This window comes from Anseongella ginsenosidimutans, assembly GCF_008033235.1.
Lineage (GTDB): Bacteria > Bacteroidota > Bacteroidia > Sphingobacteriales > Sphingobacteriaceae > Anseongella > Anseongella ginsenosidimutans.
On sequence record NZ_CP042432.1, the window covers coordinates 22,743 to 42,652 of the forward strand.

General features: G+C 50.0%; 22 protein-coding genes. 11 read left to right on the top strand and 11 right to left on the bottom strand.

Features of this window, described 5'->3' with window-relative positions; translation table 11 throughout:
- Positions 1–12: 12 nt before the first annotated feature.
- Positions 13–1,323 carry an adenosylhomocysteinase gene (gene ahcY, locus FRZ59_RS00110; protein ID WP_132127876.1) on the bottom strand — a complete coding sequence of 437 codons (1,311 nt, stop codon included), beginning with the start codon at positions 1,321–1,323 and terminating at the stop codon, positions 13–15.
- Positions 1,324–1,450: 127 nt separating this feature from the next.
- Between ahcY and FRZ59_RS00115 the strand changes: the two genes are divergently transcribed.
- Positions 1,451–1,870 (top strand): BrxA/BrxB family bacilliredoxin, encoded by a 420-nt coding sequence (locus tag FRZ59_RS00115; RefSeq protein ID WP_132127875.1) that lies wholly within the window; start codon positions 1,451–1,453, stop codon positions 1,868–1,870.
- A gap of 61 nt (positions 1,871–1,931) precedes the next feature.
- Here FRZ59_RS00115 and cdaA read toward each other — a convergent pair whose 3' ends face one another.
- Positions 1,932–2,726, bottom strand: a complete 795-nt coding sequence (cdaA, locus tag FRZ59_RS00120; protein WP_132127874.1) for a diadenylate cyclase CdaA — start codon at positions 2,724–2,726, stop codon at positions 1,932–1,934.
- Positions 2,727–2,730: 4 nt separating this feature from the next.
- Positions 2,731–3,561: a dihydropteroate synthase gene (gene folP / locus FRZ59_RS00125; RefSeq protein ID WP_132127873.1), complete on the bottom strand. Its 831-nt coding sequence runs from the start codon at positions 3,559–3,561 to the stop codon at positions 2,731–2,733.
- A gap of 47 nt (positions 3,562–3,608) precedes the next feature.
- Here folP and FRZ59_RS00130 point away from each other — a divergent pair, with 47 nt between their 5' ends.
- Genes FRZ59_RS00130 through FRZ59_RS00140 form a run of 4 tightly spaced genes read left to right on the top strand, consistent with a single transcriptional unit; the run spans position 3,609 to position 5,803 of the window.
- Positions 3,609–4,151, top strand: a complete 543-nt coding sequence (locus FRZ59_RS00130) for a DUF1599 domain-containing protein (protein ID WP_132127932.1) — start codon at positions 3,609–3,611, stop codon at positions 4,149–4,151.
- 1 nt (position 4,152) lies between these two features.
- Positions 4,153–4,959, top strand: coding sequence for a BT_3928 family protein (locus tag FRZ59_RS00135; protein ID WP_349290807.1), 807 nt, complete (start codon positions 4,153–4,155; stop codon positions 4,957–4,959).
- Positions 4,935–5,294, top strand: coding sequence for a hypothetical protein (locus FRZ59_RS19645; protein WP_349290808.1), 360 nt, complete (start codon positions 4,935–4,937; stop codon positions 5,292–5,294). Before FRZ59_RS00135 ends, FRZ59_RS19645 begins: the two co-directional genes overlap by 25 nt.
- A gap of 2 nt (positions 5,295–5,296) precedes the next feature.
- The gene (locus FRZ59_RS00140) at positions 5,297–5,803 is read left to right on the top strand and encodes a shikimate kinase (protein WP_132127871.1); all 507 of its coding nucleotides are present in this window, start codon (positions 5,297–5,299) and stop codon (positions 5,801–5,803) included.
- A gap of 20 nt (positions 5,804–5,823) precedes the next feature.
- Here FRZ59_RS00140 and FRZ59_RS00145 read toward each other — a convergent pair whose 3' ends face one another.
- Positions 5,824–6,327: a phosphoribosyltransferase family protein gene (locus FRZ59_RS00145; protein WP_132127870.1), complete on the bottom strand. Its 504-nt coding sequence runs from the start codon at positions 6,325–6,327 to the stop codon at positions 5,824–5,826.
- A 47-nt stretch (positions 6,328–6,374) separates the two neighbouring features.
- On the opposite strand from FRZ59_RS00145, the gene FRZ59_RS00150 reads away from it, so the two are divergent.
- Positions 6,375–6,896: a HEAT-like fold family protein gene (locus FRZ59_RS00150; RefSeq protein WP_132127869.1), complete on the top strand. Its 522-nt coding sequence runs from the start codon at positions 6,375–6,377 to the stop codon at positions 6,894–6,896.
- On the opposite strand, the gene FRZ59_RS00155 is transcribed toward FRZ59_RS00150, so the two are convergent.
- From FRZ59_RS00155 to pheS, 4 genes are all read right to left on the bottom strand, one after another.
- A complete protein-coding gene (locus FRZ59_RS00155) occupies positions 6,891–7,304 on the bottom strand; it encodes an OsmC family protein (protein WP_132127868.1) in 414 nt (137 codons plus the stop codon). The two genes, FRZ59_RS00150 and FRZ59_RS00155, sit on opposite strands and share 6 nt — an antisense overlap.
- A gap of 28 nt (positions 7,305–7,332) precedes the next feature.
- Positions 7,333–7,728 carry a hypothetical protein gene (locus FRZ59_RS00160; protein WP_132127867.1) on the bottom strand — a complete coding sequence of 132 codons (396 nt, stop codon included), beginning with the start codon at positions 7,726–7,728 and terminating at the stop codon, positions 7,333–7,335.
- A complete protein-coding gene (gene rlmD, locus FRZ59_RS00165; RefSeq protein WP_132127866.1) occupies positions 7,729–9,183 on the bottom strand; it encodes a 23S rRNA (uracil(1939)-C(5))-methyltransferase RlmD in 1,455 nt (484 codons plus the stop codon).
- Positions 9,184–9,621: 438 nt separating this feature from the next.
- Entirely contained in the window at positions 9,622–10,659 is a 1,038-nt protein-coding gene (gene pheS / locus FRZ59_RS00170; protein WP_132127865.1) for a phenylalanine--tRNA ligase subunit alpha, read from the bottom strand.
- 70 nt (positions 10,660–10,729) lie between these two features.
- Here pheS and recJ point away from each other — a divergent pair, with 70 nt between their 5' ends.
- The 4 genes from recJ (at position 10,730) to FRZ59_RS00190 (ending at position 15,179) form a co-directional block, all read left to right on the top strand.
- Positions 10,730–12,454, top strand: coding sequence for a single-stranded-DNA-specific exonuclease RecJ (recJ, locus tag FRZ59_RS00175; protein WP_132127864.1), 1,725 nt, complete (start codon positions 10,730–10,732; stop codon positions 12,452–12,454).
- Positions 12,444–13,193, top strand: a complete 750-nt coding sequence (gene lptB, locus FRZ59_RS00180) for an LPS export ABC transporter ATP-binding protein (protein ID WP_132127931.1) — start codon at positions 12,444–12,446, stop codon at positions 13,191–13,193. Before recJ ends, lptB begins: the two co-directional genes overlap by 11 nt.
- Before the next feature lie 59 nt (positions 13,194–13,252).
- Positions 13,253–14,776 carry a GH3 auxin-responsive promoter family protein gene (locus FRZ59_RS00185; protein WP_132127863.1) on the top strand — a complete coding sequence of 508 codons (1,524 nt, stop codon included), beginning with the start codon at positions 13,253–13,255 and terminating at the stop codon, positions 14,774–14,776.
- A gap of 187 nt (positions 14,777–14,963) precedes the next feature.
- Positions 14,964–15,179 (top strand): hypothetical protein, encoded by a 216-nt coding sequence (locus FRZ59_RS00190; protein WP_132127862.1) that lies wholly within the window; start codon positions 14,964–14,966, stop codon positions 15,177–15,179.
- Positions 15,180–15,311: 132 nt separating this feature from the next.
- On the opposite strand, the gene FRZ59_RS00195 is transcribed toward FRZ59_RS00190, so the two are convergent.
- The 3 genes from FRZ59_RS00195 to FRZ59_RS00205 all read right to left on the bottom strand — a co-directional run bounded on the left by FRZ59_RS00195 (position 15,312) and on the right by FRZ59_RS00205 (position 18,851).
- Positions 15,312–16,409 carry a TerC family protein gene (locus FRZ59_RS00195; RefSeq protein ID WP_132127861.1) on the bottom strand — a complete coding sequence of 366 codons (1,098 nt, stop codon included), beginning with the start codon at positions 16,407–16,409 and terminating at the stop codon, positions 15,312–15,314.
- A 9-nt stretch (positions 16,410–16,418) separates the two neighbouring features.
- On the bottom strand, positions 16,419–17,390 hold the full coding sequence (locus tag FRZ59_RS00200; protein ID WP_132127860.1) for a polyprenyl synthetase family protein: 972 nt from the start codon (positions 17,388–17,390) through the stop codon (positions 16,419–16,421).
- A gap of 303 nt (positions 17,391–17,693) precedes the next feature.
- Positions 17,694–18,851, bottom strand: coding sequence for a trans-sulfuration enzyme family protein (locus FRZ59_RS00205; protein ID WP_132127859.1), 1,158 nt, complete (start codon positions 18,849–18,851; stop codon positions 17,694–17,696).
- Positions 18,852–18,953: 102 nt separating this feature from the next.
- On the opposite strand from FRZ59_RS00205, the gene FRZ59_RS00210 reads away from it, so the two are divergent.
- On the top strand, positions 18,954–19,829 hold the full coding sequence (locus FRZ59_RS00210; protein WP_225975121.1) for a 3-keto-disaccharide hydrolase: 876 nt from the start codon (positions 18,954–18,956) through the stop codon (positions 19,827–19,829).
- Positions 19,830–19,910 lie beyond the last annotated feature (81 nt).

The following is a 19,910-nucleotide window of genomic DNA, read 5'->3' on the forward strand; positions in this document are numbered from 1 at the left end:
TTGATTGATTGATTAATAACGATACCATTCCGATTTAAAAGGTCCTTCCTTGGAAACGCCGATATAGGCAGCCTGTTTTTCGCTAAGTTCATCCAGGTCTACCCCGATCTTAGCCAGGTGCAGGCGCGCTACCTGCTCATCAAGATGCTTTGGAAGCGTGTACACTTTATTTTCATAGGCTTCCCCGTTGGTCCAGAGTTCTATCTGAGCAAGCGTCTGGTTACTGAAGGAATTGGACATCACAAAGGAAGGATGCCCCATGGCGCAGCCCAGGTTTACCAGGCGGCCTTCGGCCAGCACAAGCAGGTCTTTCCCATCAAGGGTGTACTTATCCACCTGAGGCTTTATGTTGATCTTCGTATCTCCGTAATTCTTATTCAGCCAGGCCATGTCAATTTCATCGTCAAAATGCCCGATATTGCATAGCACAGCCTTGTCTTTCATCAACGGGAAATGTTCCCGGGTAATAATATCGCAGTTTCCGGTAGCGGTTACAATAATATCCGCTTCGGGAATGGCATTGCCCATTTTTTTTACTTCATACCCTTCCATTGCCGCCTGAAGCGCGCAAATAGGGTCAATTTCCGTTACGATTACCCGGACACCAGCGCTGCGGAGCGATTCAGCCGAGCCTTTCCCCACATCACCGTAACCGGCCACTACTGCCACTTTTCCGGCAAGCATGAGATCAGTAGCCCGGCGGATAGCGTCAACCAGGGATTCCCGGCAGCCATATTTATTATCGAATTTGGATTTTGTGACCGAATCGTTCACATTGATGGCGGGCACCGGCAAGGTTCCTTTTTTTACGCGTTCATACAGGCGAAGTACCCCGGTAGTGGTCTCTTCGGAAATTCCTTTAAGTTCTTCCAGCAGTTCCGGGTGGTTATCCAGCACCAGGTTGGTAAGGTCACCCCCGTCATCAAGGATCATATTCAGGGGCTTGCGGTCCTCCCCGAAATACAGGGTTTGTTCAATGCACCAGTTGTACTCTTCCTCGCTCAGGCCCTTCCATGCGAATACGGAAATACCCCTTGCGGCAATCGCGGCGGCGGCATGATCCTGCGTGGAAAAAATATTACAGGAAGACCAGTTCACTTCCGCACCAAGCTCCAGCAAGGTTTCAATCAAAACAGCGGTTTGGATGGTCATATGGAGGCATCCCGCAATACGCGCCCCTTTCAGCGGCTGGCTGGGGCCATATTCCTTTCGGATAGCCATAAGGCCCGGCATTTCCGCTTCGGCAAGTTCAATTTCCTTTCGGCCCCATTCGGCCAGTGAAATATCTTTTACTTTATACCTGGAGAAGGAGGTTTCGATCATGGGTTGTTGAATTTAAAAAAGCAAGTAAAACACAAATAAAACACAAAGGTACATAAGTTGTTTATTAATGGCAATGAATCACGGGTTCATTATTATATTTGCAATTTATAATAAGGAGTAATAGAAAATGGCAACATATCCAGAGTACATGGTAGCGCCAATGCGCGAAGAACTTACAAGTGCAGGTTTTCAGCAGCTGAACACGCCGGAAGAAGTGGAACAGGCAATCCAGTCTGAAGGGACTGTTTTTGTGGTAGTTAATTCCGTTTGCGGGTGCGCAGCCGGGACAGCAAGGCCAGGGGCCGTACAGGCAGTGGAGAAATCGGCAAAGCGCCCGGATAAAACGGTGACTGTATTTGCAGGAATGGAAAAAGACGCGGTAGATAAAGCCCGTTCTTTTATGCTGCCTTACCCTCCATCTTCACCCGCCATGGCACTGTTCAAAGATGGAAAGCTGGTACACATGATTGAACGCCACCATATTGAAGGGCGCCCGGCAGACATGATCGCTGAGAACCTGAAAGCGGCGTTCGAAGAATATTGTTAAACGCAGGTTGACCCGGTTGGGCTGGTTTCCGGTTACCCCGGATAGTAGAGTTGATATCTTATTAGGACATATCCCGCTGGAGGAACTTCTCCAGCTCAAGCAGCGAAATATTGGTGCGTATGCGCCCGTATTTTGCGTAGGAAACCTCCCCTGTTTCTTCGGAAATAACTATGGCGGAAGAATCACTGACCTCGGTAATGCCAATGGCCGCCCGGTGCCGCAAACCAAGGCGGGGCGGCAGTTCGGTATTGGAAGTTAGCGGCAGTACACAGCTCGCTGAAACAACCTGGCTATCCGCTATTACAACGGCCCCGTCATGAAGCGGGCCGTTTTTTGAAAAAATGGTTTCCAGCAAGCGTTTTGAGAGCGCCGCGTTCAGTATTTCCCCGTTATTGAAAAAATCCTGCCCGTCTATATTCCGGGCAAAGACAATGAGCGCGCCCGTTTTCGTGTTTTTCATGCTGCGGCAGGCCTCAATGATCGGCTTTATTTTATCGTAGTTGACTCCTTCCAGCGTCTTTTGCCCAAAAACGAAGCGCAGCCAGCCCTTATTCCGGTTCAGCAGGCTGTTTCTGCCTATCATCAAAAGGAAGCGCCTTATTTCTTCCTGGAATACAATGATGAGCGCGATCACCCCTACACTAGCCACCTTATCAAAGATCCCTGTCATTAGCCGCATTTCCAGCGCCCTTACCAGGAGATAAAACAAAAAGATCAGGAAAAGCCCTATCAGGATATTCACGGCAATAGTGCCGCGCACCAGGCTAAAAAATAAATAGATCAGAAAGGCTACCAGGAGAATATCTATGACATCAAATATTCCAAAACCCGAAAAGAGATCACCAGCCGGCTCCATATATTCAATTATGCTGTAAAGTTGAAAAAATTTTCACGGTTTCAAGGGCTTCTTTTACATCATGTACGCGTAATATCCTGGCGCCCCTTTCCAATGCAATCATTCCCGCCACATTAGTAGCGGTTAACGTTTCCTCCGGCCCTGTTCCCAGGGTCCGGTATAGCATGGATTTCCGGGAGAGCCCGGCAAGCAGCGGGCAGTCCAGTACCCGGAGTTCATCCAGGCGGCGAAGTAACTCAAAACTTTGTGCGGGATGTTTGGCAAAACCAAAACCCGGATCAATGATCAGGTCGTTCACTCCCAGGCTGCGCAGCCGGCGGATGGCTTTGCTGAAATAGGTGACAAGGTCCCCGCAAATATCCTGGTACTGATTCTCCCTCGCCATGGTTTGGGGTGTTCCGCGCATATGCATGATAATATAAGGCACTTGTAAGGAAGCCGCCGTTTCAAACATTTTCTCATCCAGCTGCCCGCCTGAAATATCATTGATCATCGCCGCACCTTCCGCCACCGCCCGGCGGGCCACCTCAGCCCGGAAGGTATCTACCGAAATAATAGCTTCCGGGAAGCGCTTTGCGATTGCTTTCAACACGGGGAGCAGCCGGGACGATTCCTCTTCCATGGAAATATCTTCCGCATCCGGACGGGAGGAATAGGCACCAAGGTCAAGGAAAGCCGCTCCCTGCTCCAACATTTCCCCGGCTTTGCGCAAGGCACTTTCAACCGGCATATGCCGGCTTCCCTCGTAAAAGGAATCGGGCGTAAGATTAATGATCCCCATCACCCGCGGCACATCCAGGCTGAACAGCTTCCCCTTACAATTAATTGTGTACATTTACGATTGAAACCCTTATTTTTGTAAAGCTAAAGATACAATTCACCTTGCAAACCGCTGCCACTTCAACGCAATATGATGCTATTATCAGGAATTGCAAAGACTTGTTCCTGAAAAAAAACAAGGACTACGGAACGGCCTGGCGTATATTACGCCTTTCATCCATCACGGACCAGATATTTATTAAAGCCCGGCGCATCCGAACTCTTGAAGCAAAAAAAGTGAACCGGGTAGGCGAAGGCATTGTCCCGGAATACACGGGCATTATCAATTATTGTATCATGGCCATTATCCAGACGGAACTGGATGAAAACAGCCCGCTGGAGCTTGATACTAACACCCTGAACCGGCTTTATGATGAAGCCATTACCGAAACCAAGGACCTGATGGAGGCAAAGAACCATGATTATGGCGAAGCATGGAGGGAAATGCGCGTTAGCTCGCTGACCGACCTCATACTCATGAAGCTGCTGCGCATTAAGCAGATTGAAGATAACGAGGGCAACACGCTGGTATCGGAAGGCATAAAAGCCAATTACCAGGACATCATCAACTATTCTGTCTTTGCTTTAATCAGACTGGAGGCCTGATATGCGATTACTTACCTGGATCTGCAGGATACCTGTTGGACTGCTTTTTATCTTTTCCGGCCTCATTAAGGCTAATGACCCTATGGGATTCGGCTTTAAGCTGGAAGAATATTTCGTTGTTTTCGGCATTGAATGGCTGAGCCCACTGGCTGTGTCCCTTTCAATTCTTATCTGTTCCCTTGAAATTGTCCTGGGAGTAGCGGTATTGCTGGGCGCCCGTATCAGGCTTACTGCCTGGGGCCTCCTGCTGTTGATTCTCTTCTTTACCTGGCTCACCTTTTATTCGGCCTGGTTCAATAAGGTAACCGACTGCGGATGCTTCGGGGATGCAATTAAACTAACTCCGTGGCAATCGTTCACAAAAGACCTGATCCTGCTCGCCCTGATCCTTCCCATCTTTTTATACCGGCGCCGTATCCAGCCTGTGTTTTCAAAAACGGGCTCCAATCTGGCCCTGCTGCTGGCGGCAGTATTATCGCTCGGCTTTGGGCTTTACACCTATTTTTACCTGCCGGTAGTTGATCTTCTTCCCTATAAAGTGGGCAATCATCTCCCGTCCCTGATGACCATGCCGCCGGACGCCGAACCTGATGTCTTCAAGGTGATCTATACCCTGAAGAATAAGAAAACCGGGGAGCTTCGCGAAATGGACGATAAGGAATACCTGTCTACCAAGATCTGGGAAAACCCGGATTGGGAATATGTAAAAGCGTCCGATCCCATTTTGGTAAAAAAAGGTTATACCCCCCTATTCATGATCTCAGTATCAGCAATGCAGACGGCGTGGCATTCACAGATGAATTGCTGAACAATCCTTTCTATAACCTTGTAATAGTCATGTATGATCTCAGGAAAACCGACAGGGGTGCGCAACCTGAACTGAATGCCATTGTAAAAAAAGCACAGGACTATAATATACGCAGCGTAGGCCTGACTGCCGCATCGGAACAGGCTACCCGCGCATTCATCAGCGAAACCGGGGCTCTTTACGAGTTCTTTTATTGCGACGCCACTCCCCTGAAAAGCATGGTCAGGTCAAATCCGGGGCTGCTTCTCCTGAAAGACGGGACCGTAATAGCGAAATGGTCGCACAGGGAACTGCCCGATCCGGAAGAACTGGAACGTCTTTATTTTGCCGATTAACAATGAAGCTGTTTTTGATTGGCTACATGGGGGCCGGGAAAACAACCCTTGGAAAACCGCTGGCGCAGCAATTAGCGTTACCTTTCATTGACATGGATACTGTGCTGGAGGAACGCGAAGGGAAAACCATTACAAATCTGTTCGAAGAATTGGGAGAAAGCGGCTTTCGCGAAAAGGAGCGGGATATTCTCCGGAACGGCATTTTTCCGGATGCTTTTGTGATGGCGACAGGCGGCGGAGCCCCCTGTTTTTTCGATAATATGGACTGGATGAACCACAAGGGTGTTACCATGTATTTACGCGCGCATCCGAAAGAAATAGCCCGCAGGCTTGAACATGAACGGGAACAGCGGCCCCTGCTGCGTTCAATAAAGAAAGAAGACCTGGAGGAAGTGATCGGGCAACGGCTCGCCGTTCGTGAAAAATTCTATTTGCAGGCGCAGCTGGTGATGGAAAACAATGAATTAACGGTTGAACAGCTTTTGGAAGCCCTGCAAAGCTATCGTTAACGTGGAACCTTTCAGGTGAGTCAGGTCAGGTAAACGGCTTCTTCTTCGCCGTCAATAACCAGCTGTACATGTTCTTTTGCCACGGTAGATAGCTGCATCCCCGTGAAATCAATATGCACCGGGTAAGATTTATGGCTGCGATCAACCAGCACCACCGTCCGGATCTTTTTCAGCGGCACATCTAAAAACACTCCCACCCCGTACACCAGCGTCCTTCCTGTATGTAATACGTCGTCCACAAGGATCACCACCTTATTCCGGCATTTTTCAGGAGGAATATTTGTATTAGCTTTTAGCGAACGGCTGTCCTTTTCAATATCCAACTGGAGCAGCCGCACGTTTAAGCCCGAAATTTTTGAAAGGATCTCTTTAAGGCGGCCTGCCAGCATATACCCTCTGGGCATAATCCCCGCCAGGATAACCTCTTCTTCTTCAAAATTGTCTTCGAGTATCTGGTAGGCAATGCGGTTCAGTTTCTGGCTGATCTGCTTCCTGTCGAGTACCTGTATTTTTTTGGATGCCATAGTGCTTATACCCGGGTAAAAATAAAAAAATATATCTTCGCTTGGAAATGGACCTGCGATCACAACTACTGCAAAAGCACGATAAACAGAACATGCTGTCTATCAGGGAATACATTGCTGATGACGAAGAACGTTTCGGCCGCCTGATGGAACTTTTCTTTTCCGAAGAATACCGCATTCAGCAGCGCGCCTCCTGGGCGGTAATGCATTGCGCCGACCGGCATCCTCACCTCGTTCGTCCTTACCTGGAAAGGATGATCGGCCTGCTTGATAAGCCTGTTCACGATTCCGTAAAAAGGAATACGGTACGTATCCTTCGTGATATTGATATCCCGGAAGCGCTTTACGGAAAAACAGCCGATAATTGCTTCCGGCTGTTGACGGAACCGGCCGCACCCGCAGCAGTAAAGGCCTTTAGCATGTATGTACTGCTGAAGATCGTAAAGGAAGAACCGGAACTTGCCCCCGAGCTGAGACTCCTCATTCAAGAAACTCTGCCTACCGGCTCCGCGGCCATCCAGGCAGCAGCCGGGAAAGTATTACGGCAGCTAAACCGCCTGCGATTATGATATAAGCGTTGCGTCCATGGTGATGCTCAGATTCAGCGCCTTGCTTACCGGGCAATTTTCTTTTGCATCCGTCGCGCATTCGGAAAATTGCGCATCATCCATGCCCGGAACTTTTGCTTTGACCACCAGGTGCGCCGTTTTAATCCCGAGGTTTTCCATACCAATGGTACACGATGTTTCGATACTTTCGGGAGTAAACCCGGCTTCAGTAAGTACCCCGCTCAACTTCATGGAGAAACATCCTGCATGGGCGGCCGCGATGAGTTCTTCCGGATTCGTCTCGGCGCCATCGCCAAAACGGGAATTAAATGTGTAGGGAGTTTCTTTCAGCACTCCGGTGGCCGTGCTGAGCTGGCCCTTGCCTTCTTTAATGGTGCCGTTCCAAACGGCAGTAGCTGTACGTTTCATATTGACCGTGTTTTTGAATTCCCCTAATTTAGCTATTACCTCCCGGTTTATATGGATAAAAAACGAAATTGGCTCCTTCGGGTACAATAACAAAGAGACACATATATTTCCGTGGATCCTTGTAACTTTTTTCGAAGTAATCCTTTCGTTCGGGTAACACCACTTTCTTTTCAATGAATTCCTCAAGCGTGGCGGCCTGGATGGTCCATTGCGTTCCCAGTTCCCGGTGATCAAGGATGATTTCGCCCAGCTTTACCTCATGCTGATGCGCCACGAAAATCGGGTAACGGGTAAGCATGGCGTCCAGCATTTCATCCGACACCTCCTTAATAGGATCGTGATAGAGTTCCAGGTCCGCTTCCAGGCTTTTGAGCGGGCTTGCTTTTTTCCCGGTCCCTTGGTGGGCACTGTCTTTCATTTCCATTTAAATCAAATCATTATGTTCAAGCAATAGCACGTTTTCCACATGCGTGGTATGAGGGAACATGTCAACCGGCTGAATACGGCTTACCTTGTATAGCTCCTTCAGGATCAACAGGTCCCTGGCCTGGGTGGCCGGGTTGCAGCTAACATACACTATTTTCCGCGGAGCGATCTCCAGCAGGCGGCTCACCACCCCCGGATGCATGCCCGCCCTTGGCGGATCAGTAATGATCACGTCGGGACGGCCGTTAGTGGCCACAAACTCTTCCGTAAGCACGTCTTTCATGTCGCCGGCGAAAAAGGCCGTGTTCCCGGCGCCGTTAAGAAGAGCGTTCTCCCGTGCATCCAGAATAGCAGGCTCCACGTATTCTATCCCAATCACCGAATCCACCTGTTTTGCAATAAAATTTGCAATAGTTCCCGCGCCCGTATAGAGATCGTACACCTTTTCATTGCCGCTGAAGCCCGCAAGATCGGATACTACCTGGTAAAGCCGCTCCGCCTGCCGGGAATTGGTCTGATAAAAAGACTTAGGGCCAATTTTAAACCTTACCGCGCCGCCGGGGGCTTCCATCTGCTCAATGATATGGTCTCTTCCGTTCCATACCCGAACTTCCTGATCATATATCGTATCGTTCAGCTTCCGGTTAATAATGTAAAGCAGGGAGGTGATCTCCGGGAACTCTTCCTTTATATGATCCAAAAGAGCGGAAACGGCCTGGGGCTGGTCATCTGCGAATACAACGATCACCATGAGTTCACCTGTGGAAGTACTCCGGATGATCAGGTTCCGGAGAAGCCCGGTATGTCCCCTCAAATCATAGAATGTCATTGCATTATCCAGGGCGAACTGCCTTACGGCGTTGCGTATGCGATCGGATAGCCCGCTTTGCAGGTGACAGGTATCGATGTTGATGATCTTGTCAAAGCGGCCCGGAACGTGAAAACCCAGCGCGTTGGCGGTGTTTTCCGGCGGGTTGGCTGTGCTTTCCTCCCCACCGCCAGACATTTCCGCCGCGGACAGCCAGCGGCGGTTGGAAAAAGTAAACTCCAGTTTATTCCGGTAATAAACCGTTTCGGGAGAAGGAATAATAGGCGAAATATGACTGGCATCGATTCCTGCCAGTCGTTGCAAGGCATCGCTTACCTGTTTTTGCTTGTAGATCAATTGCGCCTGGTAATCCAGGTGCTGCCATTTGCATCCGCCGCAGACGCCGAAATGCAGGCAGAAGGGGTCCCTTCTATGTTCCGACTCTTTTTCCAGCCGGCTGATGCGGCCTTCAAAGAGTGATTTCTTTCTGCGCAGCAGCTCCACATCAGCGACATCGCCCGGTATGGCTTTATCTATAAAAAGCACCCGTCCTTCCGATTTCCCAATGCCTCTTCCATCTTCCGTAATATCAATGATCTCCAGCCCTTTTACCTGTTCCGGCTGCTTTAACCTGCGAATTGCCATGTTGCAAAGATAGCGCAATTTGATGATTTACTGACCCGGCTTGTATCCCGCAAACCGGCGGGTACAAAATTAAAAAACCCCGTCTCAACGGGCGTTGAGATCGGGGCTAACCTAAACCAATATATATGAAAACAAAAACCTTATATCAAACTAAACTATCTCAAAAACCTGTTTATCTTAATAACGCCCAAACCTGCTAAATTGTTTTCTTTAATTTTATTTTTTCAGAAAATCACCCCTTGTTGCCTTTACTGACCTCTCAGGGTACTTCTTTAGTGGTTTTGGAGATGCAAAAATAATCAAAAACACACATTTTCCAAAGCGAAACTTTAAATTTTGTGTAAAATAATTGTTAATAAGGCAGAGCCGCAACCAAATCAGGAAACATAAATTTCCCTATCATCAAGCTAATTAATGAAAAGGCAGCTAATATTATTATTAAACAATCTCCGATTGGAATTGCGAGAGAAAGCGAACGTCATTTTCAGAGAACAAGCGCAGGTCCGTTACCTGGTATTTCAGGTTTGTTATTCTTTCAATTCCCATGCCAAAGGCAAAGCCCGAATAACGTTCAGGATCGACCCCGCAATTTTTCAACACATTCGGGTCTACCATTCCACAGCCCAGTATTTCCACCCATCCGCTTTGCTTGCACATGGTGCAGCCGGAGCCCTTACAGATAGTACAAGATATATCCATTTCCGCAGAAGGCTCTGTAAAAGGAAAATAGGAGGGTCGGAACCGTACGCCCGTACCTTCGCCGAAGAGTTCCTGCACAAAGTAAAAAAGGGTTTGCTTCAGGTCGGCAAATGAAACATGTTCGTCTACATATAATCCTTCCACCTGGTGGAAAAAGCAATGTGCCCGGGCGGAAATAGCCTCATTACGATAAACGCGGCCGGGCATAATGGCCCGGAAAGGTGGCTTGCCGTTCTCCATCAACCGAACCTGAACGGACGAGGTATGCGTGCGAAGGGCCATGTCTGCCTTGGGATCGGCCGGATCCCGCCGGATAAAAAAGGTGTCCTGCATGTCGCGGGCAGGGTGTTCCGCCGGAAAATTCAGCGCCGAAAAATTATGCCAGTCATCCTCTATTTCCGGTCCCTCTGCTACATTAAACCCAAGGCGCGAAAAAATAGCGGTGATCTCCTTTTCCACCAGGGAAATAGGATGCCTTCCTCCCGTCGGAGAAGGTTCGCCCGGCAGGCTCAGGTCTTCCTGCTTCCCTTGCCCGGAAGCCCTTCCGGCGCCCGCTTTGAACGTTTCCACTTTTTCCGCTGCAGCCTGTTTCAGCACGTTCAGCGATTTCCCAAGGACTTTCTTTTCTTCCGGCGGAAGAGATTTAAATGTATCAAACAATGCAGGGATGATCCCTTTCCGGCCCAAAAACCGGATCCGGAACTGCTCGGCCTCTTCCCCGGAAGCAGGCACGAACGCATTGATCTCTTCTAGATAGGACTGAATTTTTTCCAGCATGGCGCAAAGATAATTAAACTGCATCACTCTGTTCAGCCAATCGCCTGCTTTTTCCTATTTTTACCCCTGAATGGAAAAACGATGGGTACTTAACCAGTCATTTGATGAAGCGGCGGCCCACCGCCTGGCGCAGGAACTCAATGTGAGCCCGGTGCTGGGCAGGTTATTGCAGAAAAGGGGGATATCCAACTTTGAAGGCGCCCGCTCATTTTTCCGGCCCCACCTGAACCAGCTACATGACCCCTTTCTGATGCAGGACATGGAAAAGGCGGTCAACCGGATCGAGCAGGCTATTTCAGGCAAAGAAAAGATCCTGGTGTACGGAGACTACGACGTGGACGGGACCACGGCTGTTTCCGTGGTTTATCTCTTCTTTAAAAGGTATTACAGCAACCTTGATTTTTATATCCCTGACCGCTACAAGGAAGGATACGGCATTTCTCGGCAGGGAATTGACTGGGCCGCGGAACAGGATTTCTCCCTGATAATCGCCCTGGATTGCGGCATTAAATCGGTGGAAGAAGTAACATATGCCCGCTCAAAGGGAATTGACTTTATTATATGCGACCACCATATGCCTTCCGCGGAGATCCCGCCGGCGGTAGCCGTACTGGATCCCAAACGCCCTACCTGCCCCTATCCTTATAAAGAGCTGTCCGGATGCGGGATCGGGCTCAAGCTGGTCCAGGCCTTTTTAAAAAAGAACAACCTTCCGCCTGAACACGCTTACGAGTTCCTGGACCTGGTCACGGTGAGTATTGCTTCGGACATTGTACCCATAACCGGCGAAAACCGCGTCCTGGCTTATTTCGGCTTGTTAAAACTGGGCTCCGATCCCAGTCCCGGATTAAAAGCCCTGATCAAAACCGCCGGCATCAATAAGAACATCCTTAATATCAGCGATATCGTATTCGGCATTGGTCCGCGTATTAACGCAGCAGGCAGAATGGACGATGCCCGCCATGCCGTACACCTGCTCACCGCCTTCAAGCCCGACCTGGCCATTGAAAAAAGCGAACTGATCAATTCAAAAAACGATCTCCGGAGGGAATTTGACAGCAATATCACCGGGGAAGCGCTGGCCATGATCGAAGGGGACGAGCAATTGCAAAGCCGGAAGACTACCGTGTTGTTCCATCCGGCCTGGCACAAGGGCGTGATCGGGATCGTGGCTTCCCGCCTGATTGAGAAGCATTACCGCCCCACCGTGGTACTGACCCGCTCCGGCGACCTGGTAACCGGTTCGGCACGTTCCGTGAACGGCTTTGACCTTTACAGCGCCATCAGCGCCTGCAGCGATCTGCTGGAACAATACGGCGGACATAAATATGCCGCAGGGCTTACTATGAAGGAAGCAAACCTGGAAGCTTTCATGGACCGCTTCGAAGAAGTTGTAAGCGCACAGATCACGGAAGACTCCCTTTCCCAGGCTATCCGCATCGATGAAGAGATAGGGCTGCAGGAAATTACTCCCAAGCTGATGCGCATTACCCGGCAGTTTGCCCCCTTCGGGCCGGGAAATATGCAGCCTCTGTTCATGAGCCGGGCCGTATGGTGCGCTGCCCGGCCGCAGCTGGTTGGAAATAATCACCTGAAATTTTTCGTACAGCAGAAGGGCAGCCATATTTATGACAGTATTGCCTTCGGCTTAGGGAATTTCTGCGAACGGATCCGGCCGGGTACGCCTTTTAATATCTGTTACTCGGTAGAAGAAAATACCTGGAACGGTAAAACGTCTATCCAATTAAACATAAAGGACATTAAACTGGATTACGATGGAATCAATACAACTTAAGGCGGAAAACCTTGTAAAAATATATAAAAGGCGTTCGGTAGTAAACCATGTTTCCTTTGATGTGCGGCAGGGAGAGATCGTGGGACTGCTGGGACCGAACGGCGCCGGAAAAACGACTTCCTTTTACATGATCGTGGGCCTGATAAAGCCTAACGAGGGGCATGTTTACATGGATGGGAAGGAAATAACCGAAGACCCCATGTACCGCCGCGCTCAGAAAGGCATCAGCTACCTGGCCCAGGAAGCCTCTGTTTTCCGCAAGCTAAGCGTGGAAAACAATATCATGGCCATCCTGGAAATGACCGGGCTGAGCAAAGAGGAGCAGCGGGAAAAACTGGAAGAATTACTTACCGAATTCCACCTGCATAAAGTCCGGAAGAACCGGGGCGACCTTCTTTCCGGCGGGGAACGGCGGCGGACCGAAATAGCGCGGTGCCTGGCCGTTGACCCCAAATTCATCCTGCTGGACGAACCGTTTGCCGGGGTGGACCCTATCGCGGTGGAAGACATCCAGTCCATTGTTGCCCGGCTGAAGACAAAGAATATCGGCATTCTTATAACAGACCACAACGTGCAGGAAACGCTCTCCATCACTGACCGGGCCTACCTGCTGCATGAGGGCAGCATTTTAAAGTCCGGGCTTCCGGAAGACCTGGCAAGCGATGAGACGGTCCGCCGGGTATACCTGGGCCAGAACTTTATTTTCAGGAAAAAAACCTTCGATCTGAGTTCCCACTAAATGCGCATCAAGGCATCATTACGGTACTGGTTAAAAATCTCTTTATAAATTGCTAAAGAATGAGTCTGGTCAATAGCGTTATTTCCTGGATCATGAAAAAGCGGATCAGTCAGATCGAACTTTTCATGCAGTATCCTTTTGAAGTACAGGAAGCCTGGTTAAGCAACCTGCTGAATATGGCCAGGGATACCGAATGGGGCAAGAAATACGATTACCGCAGTATTGAAAGTACCGAAGAGTTTAAAAAGCGGGTACCGCTGCAAAACTACGATACGCTGAAGCCTTATATTGAACGGATGATGCAAGGGGAACAGAACATCCTCTGGCCGAGCCGCATCAGTTGGTTCGCCAAATCATCCGGTACCACCAGCGATAAAAGTAAGTTCATTCCCGTAAGTGAGGAGTCCCTGGAGGAATGCCATTATAAATGCGGGAAGGACATGCTTTCCATTTACTGCCACAACCACGAGGAAACCCAGATATTTACAGGAAAAGCCCTGGTAATGGGCGGAAGCCACCAGATCAACCAACTGAACAACGCTTCGTTTTACGGCGACCTCTCTGCGGTACTCATCAAAAACCTCCCCTTTTGGGCCGAATTCTATCGTACGCCCGACATGACCATTGCCCTCATGGACGAATGGGAAGAGAAAATAGAGCAAATGGCAAAGGCTACCATTCCGGTAAATGTGACCAATATTTCGGGCGTTCCTACCTGGACCATTGTCCTGGCAAGGCGGATCCTTGAAATAACCGGGAAAAACAACCTGCTGGAAGTATGGCCTAACCTGGAACTATATATTCACGGAGCGGTTAATTTCGCTCCTTACCGGGAGACCTTCCGGCAGCTGATCCCCTCTGATGACTTTCATTATCTGGAAACCTACAATGCCTCCGAAGGATTTTTCGGCATCCAGGACCGCAGCGATTCCAATGCCATGCTGCTGATGCTTGATTACGGCATTTACTATGAATTCATCCCCATGGAAGAACTGGGCAATGAACATCCCCGCACCCTGGATCTGTCACAGGTGGAATTAAATAAAAATTACGCCATCGTGATCTCCACTAACGGCGGATTGTGGCGCTACATGATCGGGGATACGGTGAAGTTTGCCTCTCTGAACCCGTTCAGGGTAACCATTACCGGGCGGACCCGTCATTTCATCAACGCATTCGGAGAAGAACTGATCATCGAAAATGCCGAGCAGGCGCTGATCGTGGCCTGCCGGGAAACAGGGGCAAGTATCCGGGATTATACGGCAGGCCCTGTTTACTTTTCCGGGAATGAAGCCGGCGCGCACGAATGGATCATTGAATTCGAGAAAGCTCCGGCAGATCTTGGCCGCTTTACCCTCCTGCTTGATGAAAACCTGAAAAAACTGAACTCCGACTACGAAGCCAAGCGCTATAAAGACATGGCTTTGCGCCTGCCCCTGGTTCATCACGCACCGGAAGGCACGTTCTACCATTGGATGCGAAAACAAGGCAAACTCGGGGGGCAGCACAAGGTCCCCCGCCTGGCCAATGAGCGGAGTTACCTGGACAGTATTCTGGAATCCATGCGGCCGGCGGACTCCTGAACCGGTTCATTGCGGTTTCAGGCTTGCTTCAGCGCTGCTGCGGACCCCGTGTTACGGATTCGGGTTCGCCTCATCGCTGTTGCTGACCCTCGTTCTCTGCTGCGCTAACCATGTACCCCCCACCCATCGGCGGCTGGCCCGCCTTCGTTTTAATTTATTTTGCTAAATTGAAATAAATTAAAACGATATGAAGACGATTGCCATCATTCTTATTGTCCTGGGAATTGCCGGACTTATTTATTCAGGCTTCAGCTACACGAAAAAGGAAAAGGTCCTGGACGTAGGCCCCCTGGAAGTACAAGCCGAAAAGGAAAAAACGATCTCATGGCCAACCATTGTCCCGGCCCTGGTGCTTGCCGGCGGGGTGGTACTGCTGCTGACAGGCAGAAAAAAAGGCGCCTGAACAGGTTTATTACGGGACTTCAAAGTTTCCTGCGGTTCCCGGGGCCATGGCGGCGGAGTTCCCGGGGCCTTAGTTTCCGGAGTTTCCGGGGTTTCCTGACTGCGGGACTGCGGGCCGGAGGTTCCTGACTTTCTAAACTTCTTTATCTTCCCGCGTATTCCCGGGCTCCTTGTTTCCCTCGGGAACCTGCACATTTTTTACCGGAAACAGCAGCGAGGCCGCTACGCTCACCACGAGGATCCCGATTATCACATAGAGAGAATGCGCCGTGGTAAAGCCCCAGCTTTCAAGGTAATGGTGCGCCAGCATTTTCAGCCCGATAAAAACCAGGAGAAAAGACAGGCCCACTTTCAGGTAATGGAACTTATAAAGAATATTGACCAGCAGGAAAAACATGGACCGCAAGCCGAGTATGGCAAAAATATTTGAAAAGAATACGATATAGGGATCTCTTGTAACGGCAAAGATAGCGGGGATGGAATCCACCGCAAAGATCACATCCGTAAATTCGATTACCAGCAGTACCAGGAATAGCGGAGTAACCATCCTTTTTCCGTCTATCCTTACGAAAAAATTATTGCCTTCGTAGCGTGGGTGTACCGCAAAAAACCTGGAAGCCAGCTTTACGACCTTATGGTTTTCCGGGTCAATGGATTCTTCCTGATTCCTGTTGACATACATCATAAAACCCGTGTAAACAAGGAAAACCCCGAAAACATACAGTATCCAGTCAAACTGGTTAATCAGCGCCGCTCCCAGGAAGATAAAAACAAAACGCATGATCACCGCACCCAGGATTCCCCAGAACAGCACTCTGTGATAATATTTTTTATCCACTCCAAAAGCCGTGAAGATCATGACCATCACGAAAATATTGTCCACAGAAAGCGCATATTCCACCAGATAGCCGCTAATATATTCCAGGGCCAGGTTTTTACGATAGACTTCGAGGCTCGCGGCAAAATCTCCTGCAATAAGCTGAATATTATGCTTGTGTGCGACAACGGCCTCCTGCAGCTGCTCAAAATTTGTAATGCCGTGAATTAACTCCCCCTTGATAGTAAGAAACGCATAAAATGCCAGCGAACAGCTCACCCAGATGAGGCTCATAACGGCGGCCTCCCTGAAGCTGACGGCATGGTCCTTTTTGTTGAATATCCCCAGATCCAGGGCAAGCATTAACGCGTTAAAAGCCAAAAAGCCGATGAAGAAAATTGTTTCCGTTGACATTCCTTAAAATTATTTGTCTCTTTCCGTGGTAAATCTTACTAATTCCTCTAATGAATCCCGGCTTTCCGACACAGGGAACTGCCGTAATATTTCAAAAGCTTCCTCCTGGAACCTGCCCATTATTTCAGCAGCGTACCGCAGCCCTCCTGATTCCCGCACAAAATCTATTACCTCCTGCACCTTTTCCGATTCTTCGGCATGATTTTTTACCAGGTGAATGATATGCTTTCTTTCCGACCTTCCCGCCTTATTCAACGAATAAATCAGGGGAAGCGTGATTTTTTTTTCGCGGATGTCGATCCCCCGGGGCTTTCCCACATCATCGGAACCAAAATCGAACAAATCATCCTTGATCTGGAAAGCCATGCCTACTTTCTCTCCAAACTGGCTCATCCTCCGCACGTCTTCATCAGGCGCGCCCGCCGAGGCCGCCCCGCAGGCACAGCAAGAGGCGATCAGCGAGGCCGTCTTCTGACGGATCACCTCGAAATAAATCTCCTCGCTGATGTCCATGCGCCGGGCCTTTTCCACCTGCAGCAACTCTCCCTCACTCATTTGCTTCACCGCTTCCGAAACAATCTTCAGCAGCTTGAAGTCATCATTGTCAAGCGACAGCAGTAATCCCCGTGCCAGCAGGTAATCGCCTACCAGTACTGCTATCTTATTCTTCCACAGGGCGTTGATGGAAAAAAAACCTCTGCGTTCGTATGCATTATCCACCACATCGTCATGCACCAGTGTAGCCGTATGCAACAGCTCCACCAGCGCAGCTCCCCGGTGGGTCGCTTCCCCTATGCCCCCGCATAGCCTGGCCGAAAAGAAGACAAACATGGGCCTCATTTGCTTCCCCTTCCGCTTAATTACGTAATGGGTGATCCTGTCCAGGAGAGGCACCGTGCTTTTCATAGATTGCCTGAATTTTTGCTCAAACAACTCAAGTTCCGTATTTATGGGTGCTTTGATCGCTTCCAGGCCTGACATCAGGGGTATTTTTATAGCATATTTCTGAAAGGCCGCAAATTACTACATTTTCGGCAAAATGACAGGATGCCTGCCGGAGAAATAAGTTTTGAGGGGCGGGCAGGGACAGCCGGGAGACAGGGGCCTGACGCCAGGGAAGGTTCGGGCATATGGGTTCAGGAGCGGGGGTGCGAAGCCAGCGCCAGTGGGACCGGAGGTTGTCCAGGGTGAAGGTCGGGCAGGGGCTGAAGGTCGTTCAGAACCGGTGGCCGTTCAGAGCTAATGGCCGTTCGAAGCAGATGACCGTTCAGAGCGGGAGGCTGATCAGTACCGGAGGGTATTCAGCGCCTGCCGGAGATCTTCGGTAAGCACTTCCGGGTCCTCCAGCCCGATATAAAACCGCACCAGATTATATCCCTCCTGCGTTGAACCCGGCGGCATGCCCAGGCAGCGCGGCATTACCAGCGACTCATGCCCGCCCCAGGAAACCGCCAGCAGAAAGCGCTTCAGGGAATCGCAAAAACGTTCCACTTGCTCAACAGACGCCGCCCGGAGCGCAACCGTGAACAAGCCGCCTGCTTTTGTCATCTGGCGCCGCGCCAGCTCATACTGCGGATTTCCTTTGTACAATGGATAATAAATCTTCTCCACCTCCGGCTGCTTTTCCAGGAAGCCAATGATCTTCGCTGTGCTGTCAGAAGAACGTTCCATGCGCAGGGCAAGCGTACGAAGTCCCCGCAGCAAAAGCCATGCATTGAAAGGCGCGGCAACCCCTCCCAGGGTCATGTACCCTGAATCGAATATCCGCCGCATCATTTCCCGCGAGCCGCAGACAACGCCCCCCATCGTATCGCTGTGCCCTCCGATATATTTAGTAGCGGAATGAATGCTGAGAGCAATTCCCATTTTCAAAGGCTGCTGATATAAAGGGCCGGAATAACTATTATCGATCATGGTCAGCACCCCGCGCCTCCTGGCAATTTCGCTCACCGCCCCCAGGTCCTGCAGCTCAAAAGTGAAAGAATTTGGCGATTCCAGGTAAAGAATCCGTGTATTAGCCTTAATCGCCTTCTCAAAGTTAGCCGGATCGCATCCGTCTATAAACGTTGTTTCCACGCCAAAGCCCGGAAGCAATTTCGAAAAAAGTATATTGGTCCAGGTATACGGATCCCGGACCGAAACAATATGATCACCGCTGTTCACGTTCGACATTACCGCAGATGCGATGGCCCCGCTCCCGCTCGCAAAAACCAACGCGTCTTCCGCTCCCTCCAGGGCCGCCATTTTTTCGCGGAGCATTTCTACTGTCGGATTCACTCCCCGCGTATAAGCCGGATAAGAAAACTCCTCCCTCAGCCCCCGCCGCATTGCCTCCACCGTTGGAAACGCAAAGTTACTGGTTTGCACCACCGGCGGCGCCACCGCATTAAAATAACCCTCCCTGTCTTCCCCCAGGTGGTTTAAAATATAAGACAGATCCATTGTCAGGTATTGAAACTTAAATATAGGCAATCGCTGGTTATGACGGTAGAAATTGTAAATTCGGACAGAAAAAAAACGCGGATTTATTAACGAATCGAAATTATGATTAACCTTCCGTCCGGCATCCTGATGAGCATCATGGCAGCTTCCTGCTTAATAAACAGCGGCTGCACCACCGCTCAGAGCAACAACGTTCCCGGCACCTCCCAAAGCAGCAATGCCCCCGGCACCACCCATGACACCACCGCCCAAAACACCAGGCCGGGCAATAAATGGATAAAATTGTTCAACGGCAAGGACCTCAAGGACTGGACCGTCAAAATCAATCATCACGAGGCAGGAGAAAATTTCGGTAATACCTTCCGGGTGGAAGACGGGATCATAAAAGTTCGTTATGACCAGTACAACGCGTTCAATGAACAATACGGCCACCTCTATTACAATCAGCCGTTCTCTCATTTTCACCTGGTAGTGGAATACCGCATTACCGGGGAGTGGAAAACCGACGCACCAGGCTATACTATTCGCAACAGCGGCATTATGTACCATTCTCAGGATCCCAGAACAATGCTTAAGGACCAGGACTGGCCCATTTCGGTAGAGTGCCAGCTGCTCGCCGCCCTGGACGACGGCCAGCCAAGGCCGACCGGGAATATGTGTTCCCCGGGTACCGACGTTGTCTATAACGGCAAAATCGACGACCGCCATTGCATAGAATCTACTTCTAAGACCTATAAAGTTGATGAATGGGTAAGGGCCGAACTGATTGTGCTGGGAGACTCGCTCATCACCCATATCATCAATGGAGATACCGTGTTAAGGTATTCCAAGCCTCAGATAGGCGGCGGAGTGGTAAATAATTATGACGAAGCGATCAAAATAGATAAAACCCCTTTGACCGAGGGGTTTATCGCCTTGCAAAGCGAAGGCCAGCCGGTTGATTTCCGGAAGATCGAATTACTTAATCTGGAAGAATAAGTTTGACGCCGGATCTTCTGTCGGCGATCATCGAGTTCCCACCCGGTAATGTATTCAGCGGCATACTTAGCCTTCACGTAG